The organism is Marinobacter sp. (genome assembly GCF_034669625.1).
Classification (GTDB): domain Bacteria; phylum Pseudomonadota; class Gammaproteobacteria; order Pseudomonadales; family Oleiphilaceae; genus Marinobacter.
The window spans coordinates 240,991-256,989 of the sequence record NZ_JAXMOY010000004.1; the positions used below are offsets into that span (position 1 = coordinate 240,991).

General features: G+C 52.4%; 12 protein-coding genes. 4 read left to right on the forward strand and 8 right to left on the reverse strand.

All coding sequences use genetic code 11. The features are described 5' to 3' along the window. The first annotated feature begins 215 nt into the window (after positions 1–215). On the forward strand, positions 216–422 hold the full coding sequence (locus VOI14_RS05700; protein ID WP_011784828.1) for a cold-shock protein: 207 nt from the start codon (positions 216–218) through the stop codon (positions 420–422). Positions 423–513: 91 nt separating this feature from the next. On the opposite strand, the gene VOI14_RS05705 is transcribed toward VOI14_RS05700, so the two are convergent. Then, complete coding sequence (locus VOI14_RS05705) at positions 514–1,785, reverse strand: diguanylate cyclase domain-containing protein (protein ID WP_323751069.1); 1,272 nt, start codon at positions 1,783–1,785, stop codon at positions 514–516. Positions 1,786–1,921: 136 nt separating this feature from the next. Here VOI14_RS05705 and VOI14_RS05710 point away from each other — a divergent pair, with 136 nt between their 5' ends. The 3 genes from VOI14_RS05710 to VOI14_RS05720 are packed head-to-tail and all read left to right on the forward strand — an operon-like array spanning position 1,922 to position 4,207. Beyond that, on the forward strand, positions 1,922–2,782 hold the full coding sequence (locus VOI14_RS05710; protein WP_323751070.1) for a PA4780 family RIO1-like protein kinase: 861 nt from the start codon (positions 1,922–1,924) through the stop codon (positions 2,780–2,782). 9 nt (positions 2,783–2,791) lie between these two features. Next, complete coding sequence (locus VOI14_RS05715) at positions 2,792–3,502, forward strand: DUF3581 family protein (protein WP_323751071.1); 711 nt, start codon at positions 2,792–2,794, stop codon at positions 3,500–3,502. Between the two features lie 12 nt (positions 3,503–3,514). After that, a complete protein-coding gene (locus VOI14_RS05720) occupies positions 3,515–4,207 on the forward strand; it encodes a pseudouridine synthase (protein WP_323751072.1) in 693 nt (230 codons plus the stop codon). A gap of 16 nt (positions 4,208–4,223) precedes the next feature. Here VOI14_RS05720 and VOI14_RS05725 read toward each other — a convergent pair whose 3' ends face one another. From VOI14_RS05725 to VOI14_RS05755, 7 genes are all read right to left on the reverse strand, one after another. After that, positions 4,224–5,075, reverse strand: coding sequence for a putative RNA methyltransferase (locus VOI14_RS05725; RefSeq protein WP_323751073.1), 852 nt, complete (start codon positions 5,073–5,075; stop codon positions 4,224–4,226). 46 nt (positions 5,076–5,121) lie between these two features. Next, complete coding sequence (locus VOI14_RS05730) at positions 5,122–7,047, reverse strand: diguanylate cyclase domain-containing protein (RefSeq protein ID WP_323751074.1); 1,926 nt, start codon at positions 7,045–7,047, stop codon at positions 5,122–5,124. Positions 7,048–7,210: 163 nt separating this feature from the next. Then, positions 7,211–8,782 carry a DUF4139 domain-containing protein gene (locus VOI14_RS05735; protein WP_323751075.1) on the reverse strand — a complete coding sequence of 524 codons (1,572 nt, stop codon included), beginning with the start codon at positions 8,780–8,782 and terminating at the stop codon, positions 7,211–7,213. Between the two features lie 142 nt (positions 8,783–8,924). Next, positions 8,925–9,467 carry a hypothetical protein gene (locus tag VOI14_RS05740; protein ID WP_323751076.1) on the reverse strand — a complete coding sequence of 181 codons (543 nt, stop codon included), beginning with the start codon at positions 9,465–9,467 and terminating at the stop codon, positions 8,925–8,927. A 76-nt stretch (positions 9,468–9,543) separates the two neighbouring features. After that, complete coding sequence (locus VOI14_RS05745) at positions 9,544–10,860, reverse strand: DUF1329 domain-containing protein (protein ID WP_416361392.1); 1,317 nt, start codon at positions 10,858–10,860, stop codon at positions 9,544–9,546. Between the two features lie 74 nt (positions 10,861–10,934). Continuing rightward, on the reverse strand, positions 10,935–12,827 hold the full coding sequence (locus VOI14_RS05750) for a DUF1302 domain-containing protein (protein ID WP_323751078.1): 1,893 nt from the start codon (positions 12,825–12,827) through the stop codon (positions 10,935–10,937). A gap of 131 nt (positions 12,828–12,958) precedes the next feature. Continuing rightward, positions 12,959–15,925, reverse strand: coding sequence for a hypothetical protein (locus VOI14_RS05755; RefSeq protein WP_323751079.1), 2,967 nt, complete (start codon positions 15,923–15,925; stop codon positions 12,959–12,961). Positions 15,926–15,999 lie beyond the last annotated feature (74 nt).

Consider the following 15,999-nt stretch of genomic DNA (forward strand, 5'->3'; position numbering starts at 1 on the left):
AAAATAACTTTGCAAACTCATCCAGTAGGAGTACAGTGGCGGTCGTTGGAAAGATTTAGCAAAGCATTCATCAATAAGACGTATACCTGTTGTCATCAGTAGTGCATCGTCCTGTTTTTGATCACGCAAGTTTTTTGTTTCCGCACAACCCGCTGATCTGACGTCATGTCGACGGTTAGACGGCACATAAAATGATTGAGTTCAGGATTATATATATGTCTACTGTTACCGGTACTGTTAAGTTTTTCAACGAATCCAAAGGTTTTGGCTTTATCACTCGCGAAGGCGGCCCTGACGTTTTCGTTCACTACAGCGCCATCCAAGGCGGCGGATTCAAGACTCTGGCAGAAGGCCAGCAGGTTGAGTTCACCGTAACTCAGGGCCAGAAAGGTCCTCAGGCGGAAAACGTAGTAGGTCTGTAATTTACAGCCCACTAGCGTTATAAAAAAGGCAGCTTCGGCTGCCTTTTTGCGTTTCTGGGTTTCACTCCGGCCCTCTCGACTCCCATAGGGCTCAACTCCTGCTCTTTTTCTCCGCGTACATTTCACTGTCGGCAGACGAAATCAACGATTCCATATCCTCCCCATGATCCGGGTAAAAAGCGACACCAATACTTGGGATCAAGTTAACGGTTGCCACCGACAGTTCATAAGGCTCACTCAGTGTAGTCCGAATTTTTTCAACAATGACCACCGCATCAGACGGGTACTTAATGGTATCGAGCAGCACAACAAACTCATCGCCCCCCATGCGACCAACCGTATCGGAGGCTCGAACACACTCAATCATACGATTGGCGACCAATACTAGTACCTCGTCCCCCGCACCATGCCCGTAGAGATCATTCACTTCCTTGAATTTATCCAGGTCGAGATAAAGAATCGCCAAAATGCCCTGCTCTCTAGCCACACGTGACAAAGCCGTTTGCATGCGGTCCAATACGATGTGCCTGCTGGGCAATCCGGTTAATTGATCGTAGCTGGCCATATATTCCAACTGGGAGAGCATTCGTTTTCGCTCAACAGCCGCTGCAATTTGCACACCTACGAAATCAAGCAATTCTTCGTCATGCTCTGAGAAGTGCGTGCCGCCAGGGTATCTTTGCAACAGTACCGCCCCATATACACCCTCGGACGACATCAACTGAATCCCCAGAACATCAGGACGTACAAGCTTGGTAGCCTCGGATTGCATTAACTGGACACACAGCTCACTTGCGGCAGACTTGGAATCCAAGACATCTTCTTCTAAGTGATCGGCGTTATAGTGAACGTCCAAGGTGTTACTGTCGGGATCCACCAGCGCGACGGTGAAGATCGGTGTTGCGAGCAAGCCATCCACAATGTCGTGTATAACTGCAAATAACGAAGACAAGTTATCCGCGTGATGCACTGCCTCTGAAATGGCGTAGATAGCAGACTGCCTGGCCTCAGCTTGTTTGCGCTCTGTAATATCACGAGCCAAACCCACACGAACCTGCTTGTCGTCTGACCAGCGAGCAGACCACATGATATGAACTGTAGAGCCATCTTTTCGAACGTAACGGTTTTCGAAGTTTAGCTTGGGATCGCCCTGCAGGATTTCTTCAACCGCGCAGGCAGTTCTATGCTGATCATCAGGATGAACGAAATCCAGAACCGCCCGACCAATCATTTCGTCGGGCTGGTAACCGAAAATTCGATGGCCAGAAGAGCTGATGTATCGGATATAGCCATCGCGGTCGACGATGCACAGAGCGTCCAGCAACAAATCCATAAAGCTCTCTGGCAGAATCACTGAATCCATTGACAAAGACGCGCCCACATAATGAACTGATTATCTCAACCAGCAGGGTACCAGCTTCATTATGAGGTAGTATACGTTTAGACATGCTGACAAACGCGCTTTTCCGAACAGACACAACCAGGCAGCTCAGAGTTTTATGAAAATACCCAAGCGATTACAGCCCCTTGTCGACGACGGCATGGTAGACGAAGTGCTGTATCAGTTAATGAGCGGGAAAGAAGCTCAAGTGTTCGTGGTGCGCTGCGGCGACAGTGTGCGCTGCGCCAAAGTATACAAAGAGGCCCAGAAACGCAGTTTCAAGCAAGCGGTGCAGTATCAGGAAGGTCGAAAAGTCAGGAACAGTCGACGCGCCCGCGCCATGAGCAAAAAGACTCGGTACGGCCAGAAAGAACAGGAAGATGCTTGGCTGAACGCAGAGGTGGATGCCCTCTATCGCCTCGCACAAGCAGGCGTGCGTGTGCCGGAGCCTTTCGGATTCGTGGATGGCGTACTGCTAATGGAAATGATCTCAGATCAAGACGGTAAAGCCGCCCCGAGATTAGACGATGTGGTACTAACACCGGAGCAAGCTAAGGTTTACCATACGCAGGTTATTTCCGATGTCGTTCGCATGCTATGCGCCGGTTTGATTCACGGTGATCTATCCGAATTTAACGTACTCGTAGACTCAGATGGCCCGGTCATTATCGATCTGCCGCAAGCGGTTAACGCCTCGGGAAACAATAACGCTGAACGAATGTTAGAGCGTGATATCGATAACATGCGCCGTTATTTCGGGCGCTTTGCCCCCCAAATATTGAACACGGACTATGGTAAAGAAATCTGGGCACTTTATGAGGCCGGTGACCTCTACCCGGATAGCCAGCTTACCGGCTGCTTTGAGCACGATACCCAAAGTGCGGATGTGGGCGAAGTTATCGAAATCATTGAAGCCGCTAAGGAAGAAGAACGGGATCGCCAGGAACGCATGCGAGAGGCGGAAGCCGGTAATGACTAAAGGAAAACTATGTTTTTAGACCGCTTTTACTCCATAGAAAATGATCGGATCATTATAACCGCGCGCCAGGCGAGCCTTTTTGCCAAAGAAGTTGCCGGAGATTTCAATCCGATTCATGATGTCGATGCACGCCGTTTCTGCGTGCCCGGCGACCTGCTGTTTGCCATCGTGCTCTCACGATTTGGCTTGTCCAGCTCCATGACTTTCAAGTTCCAGAGTTTGCTAGGCGCAGAGGTGCCGCTGGAGTTTCGTGAAAGCGAAGACGGCACGATAGAAGTGTGCGACGAAGGCGGAAAAGTCTACATCGAAGTGAATCGTCGTGGCGAGCAGACGCTTGACGAGACAGCGGTCGAAGAATTCATCCGGTGCTACGTTTCAACGTCCGGCAAGAACTTCCCCCACACCCTCAAGCCGCTCATGGAGTCCCATGGCGTCATGTTCAACCCGGATCGCCCGATGGTTATGTATCAGAGCATGAGCCTCGGCCTTAAACAGCTAAACACGCCTAATCCAGACCTGAAGTTGAGCAACACAAACCTGGAAGCGACGGGAAAACGAGGCAACGTCACTCTGGATTACGATCTGTTGTCGGACGGCGAGGCCGTGGGAGAGGTATCCAAACACATTATGCTAGGTGGCCTCCGCGAGTACTGCCCAGTCGCGATGGAGCAGGTTATTGAAGAGTTTTATCGCCTAAAAGCTAAGGGCACGGGCGCTTAAACGCTTTTATTTATGAAGTTATCGCGAATCGTCAGCAATCAGAATGGCATTAGTCGCAAACGCGCCAATGCCCTGATTGCCACCGGGCGAGTTGCCGTGAATGACGTGGTTTGTCGCGAAGCACAGCGGAACATCAGCGAGTTTTGTGCTGTAGCGATAGACGGCACAGTGATTCGACAGGCCCAGCCCGCTCGATATCTGATGCTCAACAAACCAGCGGGCTACTTAAGCGCAACCGTGGACGATACACACCCTACGGTGTTGGAACTGATTAACCCCAATCTCCGTGACGAACTACACATCGGTGGCCGCCTGGACCGTGCCAGTACCGGCCTTCTGATTCTCACCAACGATGGCAACTGGTCTCGTCGGCTCACAGAGCCCAGGATTAAAATACCCAAAGTGTATCGAGTCACCACCGAGGGCCCTATCACTGCGGAAGCACACCAACGATTTGAAGAGGGCATCTGGTTCGAATACGAGCAACTGGCGACCTCCCCGGCGCAGATCGAAGAGCTAGACGAATGCCTGGCTCGGGTAACGATATACGAAGGACGGTACCACCAAGTAAAACGTATGTTTCATGCCGTTGGTAATCGCATAACCTCACTCCACAGGGAACGGATGGGCAAGCTTCAGCTAAACGACGAGCTACTCCCCGGTCAGTACCGACCGCTCACTGCCGAAGAAATCGCCTCCGTTTGAAATCTACAGACGGTCGTCAGAGCGCCGCACTCTCCCGCTCAAAGGTATGCAGGCAAACATCGACCGTCAGAGACAAGGACTCAAGGGCAGCCGCCCTTTCCCGCCCTTCTTGGCTGGCCCGATAAAGATGGGGCGTCATCGCCAACAGATCTGCAATCGGCTCTGCACCCGCGATATGCAAGGAAAACCGAATATCCTCCGTTGTGATCCGGCGAAAGCCTTGAGGTGCTTGTGAAACTTTCTTTGATTCTGTTCGGACTTCCGGATAGATAATCTCCCTCAGCTCACGCAAATGGTCCTGACCAGCATCAACTTGAATCAAGCGGCCACCCGGGCTAAGTACCCTTGCAAACTCCGGATACACCGGAAAGCCGAACAGGCAAAGCACTCTATCAAGCGAGCCAGAAACAACCGGTAGATTGGCGTTGCTGCCCACCACCCAACAAGCACGATCGTCTTGCCGAGCACCTGACAATACGGCCCACTTGGAGATATCTAACCCCAGCAAGGATAAGCTGGTTCCGCTGGCAGCCAAACCAAGCTGCCGCATATAGTAGCCCTCACCACACCCAGCATCGAGACAGCTTATGGAGGGCTTACCTGACGCCCCTTCCAGGGTAGCCTTCGACACGGCATCGGCAATCGGCTGATAAAAGCCGGCGTCAAGAAACCGCTGCCTTGCCGCGACCATCGCCTTGCTATCACCAGGCTCCTTTGAGCGCTTCTTTTGAACAGGGAGCAAATGAACGTACCCTTGCCGCGCAATATCAAAGCTGTGGCCAGTTGCACACCGCCAGCTCCTTCCCTCACGGTAAAGAGGAATGCCGTCTAGAGGGCATGCCAAGTTTTCAAAGGGTACAACACTCATGAATGATTCCTAACTCTGAGAAAAACGAACAACCTTTTAGTCACCCTTATTTACTGTCAGGTAAGCGATATTCGTTGACGAAGATCTGGTTTTTACCTCTGCGCTTGGCCTCGTACATGGCCTTGTCAGCACTTTGCATCACACCTTCAACCGTTAGGCCCGCGCCTCTGGCTATTGCGATACCAATGCTGACACCCACTCGCGCAACACCCAAAGGTAGCACCACAGGCTGTGAAACAGCATGAAGAATTTTTTCAGCCACCACCGTAGCGTTTTCAGTCGACGAGACTTCCGGCAGTAGCACGATAAACTCGTCACCACCCATTCTCACCACCGTATCGGTTTCCCGTACATTGCGCTCCAGCCGCTCCGCAATTTCCTTGAGCAAGATGTCACCCGCATCATGACCGTAGGTATCGTTGACCTCTTTGAAATGGTCAAGATCAAGGAACATGAGTCCCAAATGACGGGCGTGCCGACCCGATAGAGCAATGGCCAACTGCATGCGATCCTCGAGAACACGCCGATTAGGAAGCCCTGTCAGACTATCTTGAAAGGCTAAACTGTGGATGGTCTCCTGGTACTCCTTGATCTCTGAAAAATCCTGAAACGAGATCACGATGCCTTCGTCACCTGTGTCGCTTGTGAGTGGTGCTGCATTCAGGATGACTGGTATGGTGGAGTTATCTTTACGACGGAACTCTTCGTCTTTGCTACGATAAAGTTGGCGAGTTTTCATCACATCCATTACTGAGCAACTTGGATCGTCCGGGTCGTGAACGTGAAATACTTCATGTCCGTGTTTATGAACCAGGTCGTCTGCGCCCCAACCCAATATCCGCTCAGCTTCCGGGTTCATGTATGTTAATAGGCCATCCTTATCCATCACGATCAAGCCATCGCCCAGCACGCTGGATATTTTCCAAAAACGCTTGGATTGCCGCTCATTTTCACGACGAAGTTCTCGTCGTTTATAAATCAAGAAATGGGTATAAAAAGAAATGACCAGTGTTAGAAAAACACCGATGATATAGAACCCAACAACCCAAGGATGACTCAACAATGCTGACGACGGCAACGCCTCACTAGGAACGAACGATACCGTTTTCCAAGTGTATTGATCGGCATTTGAGTTGCTGTTGAATTGTTTCGACGGATGGACCGTTTCGTAAACAAAGAGTCCATTGCTTGTTTCGACCCAGCCATAATCACTGGCTAGAATTTGATCACTAGCTTCAGGGTAATCACGCGCAAATGACGACGGCAGTCCAAACATAAAACCCCATTCGTCATTTTCATCTGGCCCTGCAAGAACGTGGCCCTCGCTGTTCAACAGAAACGCCGGATAAGATCCGACCATAGCCGTATCAAAGGTATCCAACAGAGCCTGACCTTTCATGTTCAGAATCACTGAGGCCTGGTGACCAGTTTCCTCATCCACGACCCGAACACCAAAACGGATCATGGGCAGGAACGGAACTTCAACCTGCCCCTTTTCAACATTGAGATCCAGCGGCGAAACGTAAACCTCGCCCATAGAAAGAGCTGCGGCTTCAATGGAGTAATACCGCTCACCTTTGAACTGCAAAGCGTTTGCGTGTTTTTGGATAACGCGTTGATCGTTCTTTTCTAATCGAATCAGCTCCATCCCGTCATGATCGAGAAAGCGTAATTGGCTGTACCTGGGTTTTTGCTCTAGCTGAGTTCGGAACACCATTTCAAGCGCTTCTTCCCAAGCGTCATTTCTGTAACGGTTAAACCGAACCGCGGCAGGCATGTTTGCGATTGATAACAGGTCATTGGCGGTATACTCAAAGACTTGTTCTAACAAACCTGACGTCATTCTAGCTTTGGCCTGCTCTGCGACTTTCAAATCGTTGCTTAGTAGCGACGCTTGGTACTGCAGGGCCCCGTAGACAATCAGAGTAAACACAAATACGCAAAACAACCCGGTGATAAGGGCCGATTTCACGAATCCTTTTTCTTTCCAGAAAGCAGTATGCATGCGCGAAGGTACAACCTAAAAGTTCGGGGTGATCAAGCAATTATGAGGCAACGCGCCCAAATGTGCATGGTTTGAGCGAGAATAAGCGGCATGAAGCATGCGCTACTTATAACTTTCACGACTTACCGGGTTACAAACGAGGCAACGAGGTCCCTTCAGGCACCCTCACCTCGAACCCCGATTTCACACTGATGGTTTTACCTGCAGGCACCTCGCGTTCCCAACTCAAAACGCCCTTCTTTTCCGCGAAGTTACGCTGTACGGGTTCGCTGATCTCCAATGATTTCACGGTTAACACGTCTTGCTCGGATACGGGAAGTCGATCGAATAGTCGAATCTGCACAGGGGTATCGTGATGATTGGTAATCTCAAAACGATTCTGGCGGCGCTGCACATTCTCGCTACTCCAAATGCCCTCCTCCCCGGTACGTTCAAGTTCATTGATAACAGAAATTCGAACGGCTTCGTCGACACCAAAACCCAGCGCAAGCTCTTCCCCGTCGGCCAAACCACCAAGATGAGTTTGGCCCACGCTTTGGCCATCGCGATATAACGTAGCTGGCCCTGCGGGTATCGGTGCATTCGCCTTAAATTGTCCCTTAGCATGGATGTATCCCGTAGGGTCCAGCACCGGTGCTGACCAAACAGCCACCTCAACGGGCACACTGTGATCGGCCACTCTAAAACGCTGTTTGGATGATCCACTCGGCAACTGAACGTTTTCGGCCAAGCTATAGCTTTGGGTGAAGGTACTAATCCTGTCGACAACCGCAGAGTCGGCCATGAGTGACGCTGCGCGCATCTCCTCCATCTCGGCTTCCATCACGGCCTGCATCTTGGATTGGTATCGCTCTGGCTGACGGGGGCTTACAACCCACGAGGTTACGTCAGGCATCGACGTTCCCTTGCGTGCATTGGCGGTGGCAAGGTGCAATTCCACATCGTCCCAGTCGTATCCCGTTGTCTGCCGTACAACCGCTACATGCTCCAGAGTTAGCTCCCCGCCCAACTCCGCCTCGGTGTGCAAGCGCGCATTGTATTCGCTCCGCCAGCTTGCTTCGGGGGTCTGAAACCGGAGCTTCACTTGCACTAAGCCACTTTCGGGAGCCCGATAATGGATCCGCACGTTTTTAGCCGCCTTGGCACTTTGTGTGACTTGCGAGAGTTCCCGCGTGAGACGTTCTTTCAATGCCACGTCGCTCTTCATGACGACGCGAATTGCGCGTATTTCGGCAAGCGCTGTCTGTGTCGTGCCTTTAACGGCCGCCGCCATTTCTTGCAACTCTGTAGCGGTTAGTTCATGCGCCGATTGGGAAGCATGGCTCATCAACGTTACCTGCTGTTGCCATGCGCGGATAAGGTCTTCATGTTCTTGAATTCGCAAGGTCACTTCAGACAACTCATCCCGGATTCGACGGGTTTCGTCAGCAACGAACTCTTCATGCTCTGCGCGACTGACCTGAATCTGGTGGACCTGGGCACTGGGCATACCCTCAAGCTGAATTTGCAAAGACTGGTCTTGAAGGCTCAATGGCAATCCTTCGATTTCAATCATGCCCGCACCGGCACTGACCTGCCGGGACTCCTGCCATGTCAACTCGGCATGTGATGGGTAAAGAGTTGCCGTAGTTATCTTCGCCAGCGCCATCATCGGTGTGGTAGAGACCGATAGTGCTAGCGTAAGTAAGCTGAGTTTCTTCATGGCAATGTCCTTGTGTTCGCCGCCACTACAATGACGAAAGCTACCTTCAGGACTGACAAGTGCTCGTTATGACGGGAGGAAGATTGGCGTTGCAAGGAAGAATAGCAGAACGAGCGCGAAGGGAATGTTAAAAAGCAATAATTCAGGTTACAAACGAGAAACCTTTCAACCACTTAAAGGAAGAACTTGAAATGCTTTGGTGGTGGGAATCAGGCGTATCGACCGCATTCATCTGGCGTATAACACGACACAAAAGAAGGCAGTTCTCGGCCGCATTATGCTCGTCACGGCGGGTTAACAAACGCCCATTCAACGCTAACCGTTTCGAAGCCGGCACCGTTCGCTCTATCGGAATCAACTCGGCAGGACACTGTTTACCTGAAACGGTGAACAGTTTATCGAGCCACTGTTGGTCTTGAACCGGAGTTTCAGAAAAGACCGGATAGCCGTTTAATAGATGAGCCACACGCCGGGCAACATAAGCTGCCGTTTCGCCCCGCTCGCAGCACTCTTGTCTTGTCAGCCCATGGTTGGCTGCTTGATGACTCCAGCCTTGCCAGCCATCCACACTATCGGGATTGATAAGCGTCGAATAAGACTCAGATCCGTCCACACGGCTCCATGCGATCTCGATGGGGTAACTTCCTTCACCTGCACCACTTGCTTCTATATCGAGAATGTACATTTGTGAACTCCTACCCTAGATAGGGGCCCCGGGCGGTGCGTACACCGGCCGGGGCCTACGTCACTCAGTTACGCTATTAGCGAACACCCGCGCGACGCAGTGCAGCTGGGGTGTATTCCCGTGAGCTGCGCTCAACACCGTACGAGTACGGATCGCTCTCTTCGTTGGTCATACCCATCACCAGGTAGCGACCAGACAACAGGTCATAAAGCGTTTCGAACGCGTAAGCCGGGATGCTGGCATCATAAACCTGCATCGCATGAGCTTCTGCTACGCGCCAGAGGTTATCGCGGCCATCGTAGTGATCAACCACGGCAATCTGCCAGGTGTCTTCATCGATATAGAAGTCACGAACTTTATATACGTGGCGCTCACCGTCTTTCAAAGTCGCAGTAACGTGCCATACACGATGCAGCTCGTAGCGGGCCAGCTCCTGGTTTACGTGGCCCGGCTTAATGATGTCTTTGTAGCTCAGGTCTTCACTAGCCAGGCGGTAAGAGTTGTAAGGGATATAAAGCTCTTTACGACCCTTAAGCTCCCAGTTGTACTTGTCTGGCGCACCGTTATAAAGGTCTAGGTTATCTGACGTGCGCTGGCCGTCAGCTGCTGTACCCGGACCGTCATACGCAACACTCGGGGCACGACGTACACGACGCTGACCAGAGTTGTACAACCATGCACGACGTGGCTCTTTAACCTGGTTGATGGTTTCGTGAACCAGCAACACGTTACCGGCCAAGCGAGATGGCGCAGTGATCGTCTGTTTGAAGTAGAACATGACGTTCTCATCTTCAGACGGATCATAGTCCTTCAACTGGACTCGCTCAGTGAACGACTCGGTGAACTTAACGGCACTGAAATCACCGTTCGGCTGTGGTGTAACCTGCGCGACGTTACGAGTTACTGAGCCGCCGCGGTAGCGGGTGATGTGGTTAAAGATCGCCTCAAGACCGTTCTTGGGAATCGGGAACGGAATGGCCGTCTGGTAATTACTCAGACCGTTACCGCTCTCGATAAGCGAAACATCAGTTGCGTTTGCTTTGGTCTTGTTCTGAACGACTTCTGGATAAGCACCAGTACGACGGGTTTCATAGACCGGAATGAAATAGGTGTCATAAGTTTTGATCATCGCCACCTGACCCGGGGTCAGGCGATCAGCGTACTCGTCGACGTTGCTTTGATCGATCCGGAACAACTCTTTGTCGTTCGCAAACGGGTCAACGTAACGTCCGTCGTCTTTATAGTTAGCCGGCGGGGTCACCAAACCACCGTCCCAAGCAGGGATTGCATCGCCATTGCCGGCCTTGATCGCACCCATAGGGGTCAAGGTGTCGCCGAGCTTCGCGGCTTCATCCTGCGACACCCCGGCAGATACCGAGCCTCCAGCCAGCATGGCGCTGGCTACTGCGCTGTATAAGAACGTACGTATCATTTTCATAAGTCAGATCTCCTTGAGTTCCCGGATATTTAGAATGCGTATGAGATTGAGGCGGCCACGAAATCGCGGTCGTTGGTCTCGTTAAAATCGCCACCAAAGTAATTCGTGTAGCTGAGAGAGGCCTTATAGGCATTTTGATAGGTTGCATCCACGCCAAGCCCTACCGACTTGTTTCCCTCTTTAAAGTTGCCGCCTGGGTCCGGCGCATAGCCTTCGACGTCGTGGGAGAAGAACAACTTAGGACGCAAGTTGACACCGGCTATTGCACTTGGGTAATCCCAAACGAACAACGTTCGGTAACCCCAAGAGAAGTCAGTCGTAAAACCATCATTCGTACAGTTAGTGGCGTTGATGTTCAGACGTTTCTCGCTATCGGTGCCTTGGCTACAGAAGTCGCCAGAGAAGCTGGGGCCATCCAGAGGAACCGGGCCCACACCAAACATACCTGAGCGACCATAACGGGCTTCCGACAGATCCGGCAGGTCGTGCACGTAAGTCGCACCAATTTCCGCCACGATGATGAAGCGGTCTGCGCCCATAATCTGATCAATAAAGTGAATGAGGGTTGTTTGGAGTTGCGACACGCCGTACCGATCGTATCCATCCACGGCTTTACCCGCGTAGTTACCACCGTTGGCCTGTTCACGCTGTTCCAGCTTACTGATCACCTGGCCATCAGGGCCCCGCTGCTGCAAGCCGCCGTAGATCAACTCGAAGGTATTCCACTGAATCGGCATGTTTGGACGGTAGCTGTACTCTGCACCCAGAGAGGTGCCTGTTGGCAGCGTGGTGTTAAAGCTCACGCCGAACAAGTCGATGCCCTTCGGGTAGTCGATGAAGTAGCTTGGGAAACGAGAGTCCGGTTTGCTGTCATCTCGCATCTGACTGCCTTCAGGCGACTCAGGATTGCTCACCACACCGCTGATGTACGGCAGACGGCTGTGATAGCGGGTGTAGTAGAAACCCACATCGGCCTCAAGTTCAGTTACGTACCAGCGTACTGCCGCGCCAAACTGATCTTTATCACCCGGTTCTTTATCGCCGATTCGAGGCGAGATAAAACCCTCTTCGAACGCTTGCGAGTCTGGCACCTGCCCGGCTAGCAATACCGGACCACAACCATCGGCGGCAACGTCAGCGGTGGAGAAGAATGTACCGCAGTCATCGATGCGGAACGGTTCCCAGTCGGTCTGAACAAAAGCTTCCAGTGTGATTTCCGGCGTTAGCCCAACCGAGGTATAGAGCATTTCTACCGGTAAAAGTACGTCTTTCAGTTCGGCACCGGGTGCGCGGAATGCCGGTACGTCAATCGGGTTGATTGCGTTAATGCCGCCCAGGATGAAGGTACTTTCACCCCAGTTGACGACTTGACGGCCGTAGCGGACCGCTACCGGAACGTCCCCTACTTGCCAGTCTGTAAAGATATACGCATCCAGAAGGTCTACTCCTGAGGCGTTGTCTTTCGCTTCCGGATTCAGTTCACGCTGCTGCCCAACCGGGTCAACGGCGCGCTCATTATCTTTGAGCTCAAAGTCGTAGTAATAGCTGGCCCGACCCAAAAAGCCGACACGGGTCAGTACGTCGCTGTCTGGAATGTAGTCTAGGAACAACTCGCTTCGGCCACGGAGGATGGTTGAGTATGGGTCACCCTTATTGAAGTTGAGGTTACCGTCATCAAAGTTGTTGGACGATGCGCCAGTGTTGCTATAGGCGTACTGCGGACCCAAGTTACCTTGGGTGATCAGATCCGGATCTTGATCTTCCAACCGGTATGCGGTGCCTGCCGTCAGTGTGGTACTGAACGACGCGTCGATTTCGTAGAAGCTGAAATCAAAAGCGGCAGCGGTGGGTGCAAGGCACGCGATCTGGGTCGTCAGCGCGAGCTGAATAGACCTCGCTAAAATGGATTTTTTTATTGTCATTGCAGTTACTCCGCACATTTTTTTGGCGCAAGTGCCCCCGCCAAGCGGGAACACGCCATGGTTATCGTTGTCGTTGTGAGAGGTTTATGAGCACCGCCGGATACTGGCGGCGCTATTCCATGTTTGTATGCTTAAAAACCTAGAACCGGAATCGGGAGCACGTTACCGTCATCACCGCCGTTTCCGCCGCCATCACCGGGCTCTTTGCCTGGATCGCTGTTTTCCGGGTCGTCGCAATCGCTACCCGTTACACCTTGAACCACACAGCCGTTGTCAACCGAGACAGACCCTTGGCTGAACAACTCAAGCATTTGTGCGGTCATCTCAGTAAAGACTGCACTGGACGAATAGGCTTCGGCATCCTTCGTACCTGCAGAGATCGGATTACCGTGCGCACCTTCGGTATAACGGGTAATCACCGGCAGCGTATTGTTACCCGCCTGTTCCTGTATGGCTGCAGCACCCATCGCAGCAGCGAGAGGATCCGTACCCGCCAGCGGCATATTTTCGCCCTTAATCACAAAGCCGGTTTCGGCAATTGTGATTTCGAGCGGCGGCAAAGCAGCTTCCTCGTCAGCGGCGTTCGGGATGGTGTTATCCGTCGGCTTCTCGGAATCTTCCGGATCACCCGCTATTTCGGTTAGAAGCACGGACTGCCCCTTATAGAAAGGCGCATAAGCGGTCGGATCTACCGAATCCAACAGTGACTGGAACACATTGAAGTAGATATTCAGCTCAGTACGACCTTGAGCAAGCAGGCCGTCAGACGCATCATCCAAACCAGGCAATACACGAGGGGCTACCGATTGGGAGTTCTCAACCAGACGAGTGAAACTGCCACCCGTGTTAAAGAACGTTGATGCCTGAATACGGTTCAAGTGAGGGTTGCCGGCGTCGATGGCCAGATTAGTCAAGTGCGGAACCGCTGCACCGCCCATACCGCTGAGGGAATGCGTCATGAAGTAGACACGGCTAGGGTCGATATTGAGGTCGTTGTCACATTCGGAACATGCTCCGATCGCATCTTCAATATTCTGCAGTGATGCGTTCACGTTAAGCAGATCGAGCGCGCTCTGGCGCATGTTGTCACGGGTATTTGCATAGTTAGCAAAGTTAAGGAACAGATCACCCGATCCAGGCGCTTCAAGGCTCGCGGCGGCCACTGCGTTCAATTCAGCGTCAGCGGCAAATCCGAAGTGACGTTCGGTCGCCTCGGCAGAGGCACCTGCCTGAGTAGAAATTGGGCTTAGACCAACGGCACCGCCATTCTCCTCAAAAATGCCATGCAACGGCTGGTCAATACCGATGGTCACAAAGCAGTCGTCGGCTGGGCTAGAAATACAGGTTAACCCGGCGGCTGTGGCCATAGGCAGAATGGCCGACCGGTCTTGAGTGGCTGCGTGCTGGTAAATGATAACCGGGAAACCGTTTGCGGGCGTCGCCGATGTCGTTGACGGGGCCGCAACAACAATCGGCACTATCGTATCGGCTGTTTTAGAGGCAAACGGGAACCGGTAACTAATGCGATCAGACGGGGCCGGATCAAGAGCTGTGTCGCCACTAAAGTCCGCTGGCATCCAGCTGCTGGTCTTAAGCACCGTGCCGTCGCCGTCAAGCGGCAAGGACTGGAAATAAGGCAGAGAAATCTCGCCTTCATAGACACGAATATTGATTGGTGTTACAGCCGTGGGGTTTTGTTCCAATGCTTCGTTTACTTCACCCCCGGTACGCTGACTAAACACATTCACTGTTCTCGGCTGAGGCGTGTCCAAAAGCGCCTCAGCGGCATCCGCCACACTCTGCGCCTCAGCGGAGATGTCCATGACTTCATCGCTAGCGCTCGCAGTAGCAGCCTGAATGGCATGCGCCAAACGGCGGTCGCTTTCAGCGTTAACGATCACGTCGCTATAGGCTACGGCAACACCATTTGCGTTTGCGGCTTCCAGAATCGCCGCCAGCTCTGCATCATAATATTCAGAGCTAGAGGTGGTCAGATTTGTATAGAGTTTGGCGTTCAGGTCTTGCTCGGCCTGACTGCCTTCCGCCAGGGTTTGGCCGCTCAGGTTATAAAATCCCGAGAACAACTTATTCAGATCTTTCTTACGTTGCTCAATGGTCAGAACTTCACTGTAAAAAGTAACCGGTGCCGCATTCGCGAGCAACACGTCATCAACCGCAGTGGTGGTAATCGCGGTAGCGTATGGAATGTCAGCAAAGGTCGCTTTGAAATCAGCAGCGGCTTCGTGCTCACGCTTAAAGTCGAAGTAGTCGGCCGCCAGCTTTCGCGCGGGCAACATGGCATCACGGAACGGCTGATAGAGCGCGTTCGACAACTCCCGGTCAGGATTGGCAACACTCTGGTACGTAACAGAGCCGACCAGTGGCTTGCCATCAGCGTCGACGATAGAGTCGCTCAGGGCCAGAACATACTGAGTTTTTTCATCGAGTGGCGTCAGCGGCAGAATGCGGATTAGATTGTTTGCACCACCGTCGATATCCAGCATCTCAACACGAAGTTTTTCGACACGTAGTTCAGCAAAGATGGCCTCTGCGCCTGTGGCATCACCGGCTTCCTGAAGCCTCAGCGCCTGGCGATAACGTGCGGCAGTCGTCAAACCAGCGACCTCGCCATCCAAGGTTTTGAGCGGGTCACCACCGGCATAATCAACCGGAATCATAAAAACATTCTGATTGGGGTTCGGAATGGTGGTAACGCCGTCCTCAGCCAAAACAAACTCGTTCGCATCCAGCGTTTGCTCCGCATCCAAGCTGGCGCTGATCTTGACGTCGATTGGCGCGAGCACCGAAGTACCGTCCAGATAACCGATGCCATCGGTCACCGGGTTGGCAGGATCAGTCCCGTTGAGCATGGTGCCGTCATCAACATCGCTAAGATAAAAAAGCGCATCGCTAGGAATAACGAACTCGGTGTCCAAGGGGGCAAATAAAGGGTGGGTGCCTCGCTCTATGCTGGGTCCGCCGTTAACTTTGTATACCGGGCTAGCGTTTTTATTCGTTTGACCACCGCTGTCCAAGCAGCCAGTGAGTCCCAGTGAAGCCGTAGAGATAGCGGCAATTAAGGCATTGCGGATGAACATAGTTTATACCTCAGGGTTTCTTGTAATTCGGCGTCTTATGCGCCTTTAGTAGCCTCCACGTTGGTCTAATGCCA

What these genes read in the sequence shown, in the direction of transcription:
- VOI14_RS05700 (WP_011784828.1), top strand. Translation starts at nt 216, where the DNA reads ATGTCTACTGTTACCGGTACTGTTAAGTTTTTCAACGAATCCAAAGGT.
- VOI14_RS05720 (WP_323751072.1), top strand. Translation starts at nt 3,515, where the DNA reads ATGAAGTTATCGCGAATCGTCAGCAATCAGAATGGCATTAGTCGCAAA.
- VOI14_RS05725 (WP_323751073.1), bottom strand. Translation starts at nt 5,075, where the DNA reads ATGAGTGTTGTACCCTTTGAAAACTTGGCATGCCCTCTAGACGGCATT.
- VOI14_RS05750 (WP_323751078.1), bottom strand. Translation starts at nt 12,827, where the DNA reads ATGACAATAAAAAAATCCATTTTAGCGAGGTCTATTCAGCTCGCGCTG.
- VOI14_RS05735 (WP_323751075.1), bottom strand. Translation starts at nt 8,782, where the DNA reads ATGAAGAAACTCAGCTTACTTACGCTAGCACTATCGGTCTCTACCACA.
- VOI14_RS05705 (WP_323751069.1), bottom strand. Translation starts at nt 1,785, where the DNA reads ATGGATTCAGTGATTCTGCCAGAGAGCTTTATGGATTTGTTGCTGGAC.
- VOI14_RS05715 (WP_323751071.1), top strand. Translation starts at nt 2,792, where the DNA reads ATGTTTTTAGACCGCTTTTACTCCATAGAAAATGATCGGATCATTATA.
- VOI14_RS05710 (WP_323751070.1), top strand. Translation starts at nt 1,922, where the DNA reads ATGAAAATACCCAAGCGATTACAGCCCCTTGTCGACGACGGCATGGTA.
- VOI14_RS05740 (WP_323751076.1), bottom strand. Translation starts at nt 9,467, where the DNA reads ATGTACATTCTCGATATAGAAGCAAGTGGTGCAGGTGAAGGAAGTTAC.
- VOI14_RS05745 (WP_416361392.1), bottom strand. Translation starts at nt 10,860, where the DNA reads ATGCTGGCTGGAGGCTCGGTATCTGCCGGGGTGTCGCAGGATGAAGCC.
- VOI14_RS05755 (WP_323751079.1), bottom strand. Translation starts at nt 15,925, where the DNA reads ATGTTCATCCGCAATGCCTTAATTGCCGCTATCTCTACGGCTTCACTG.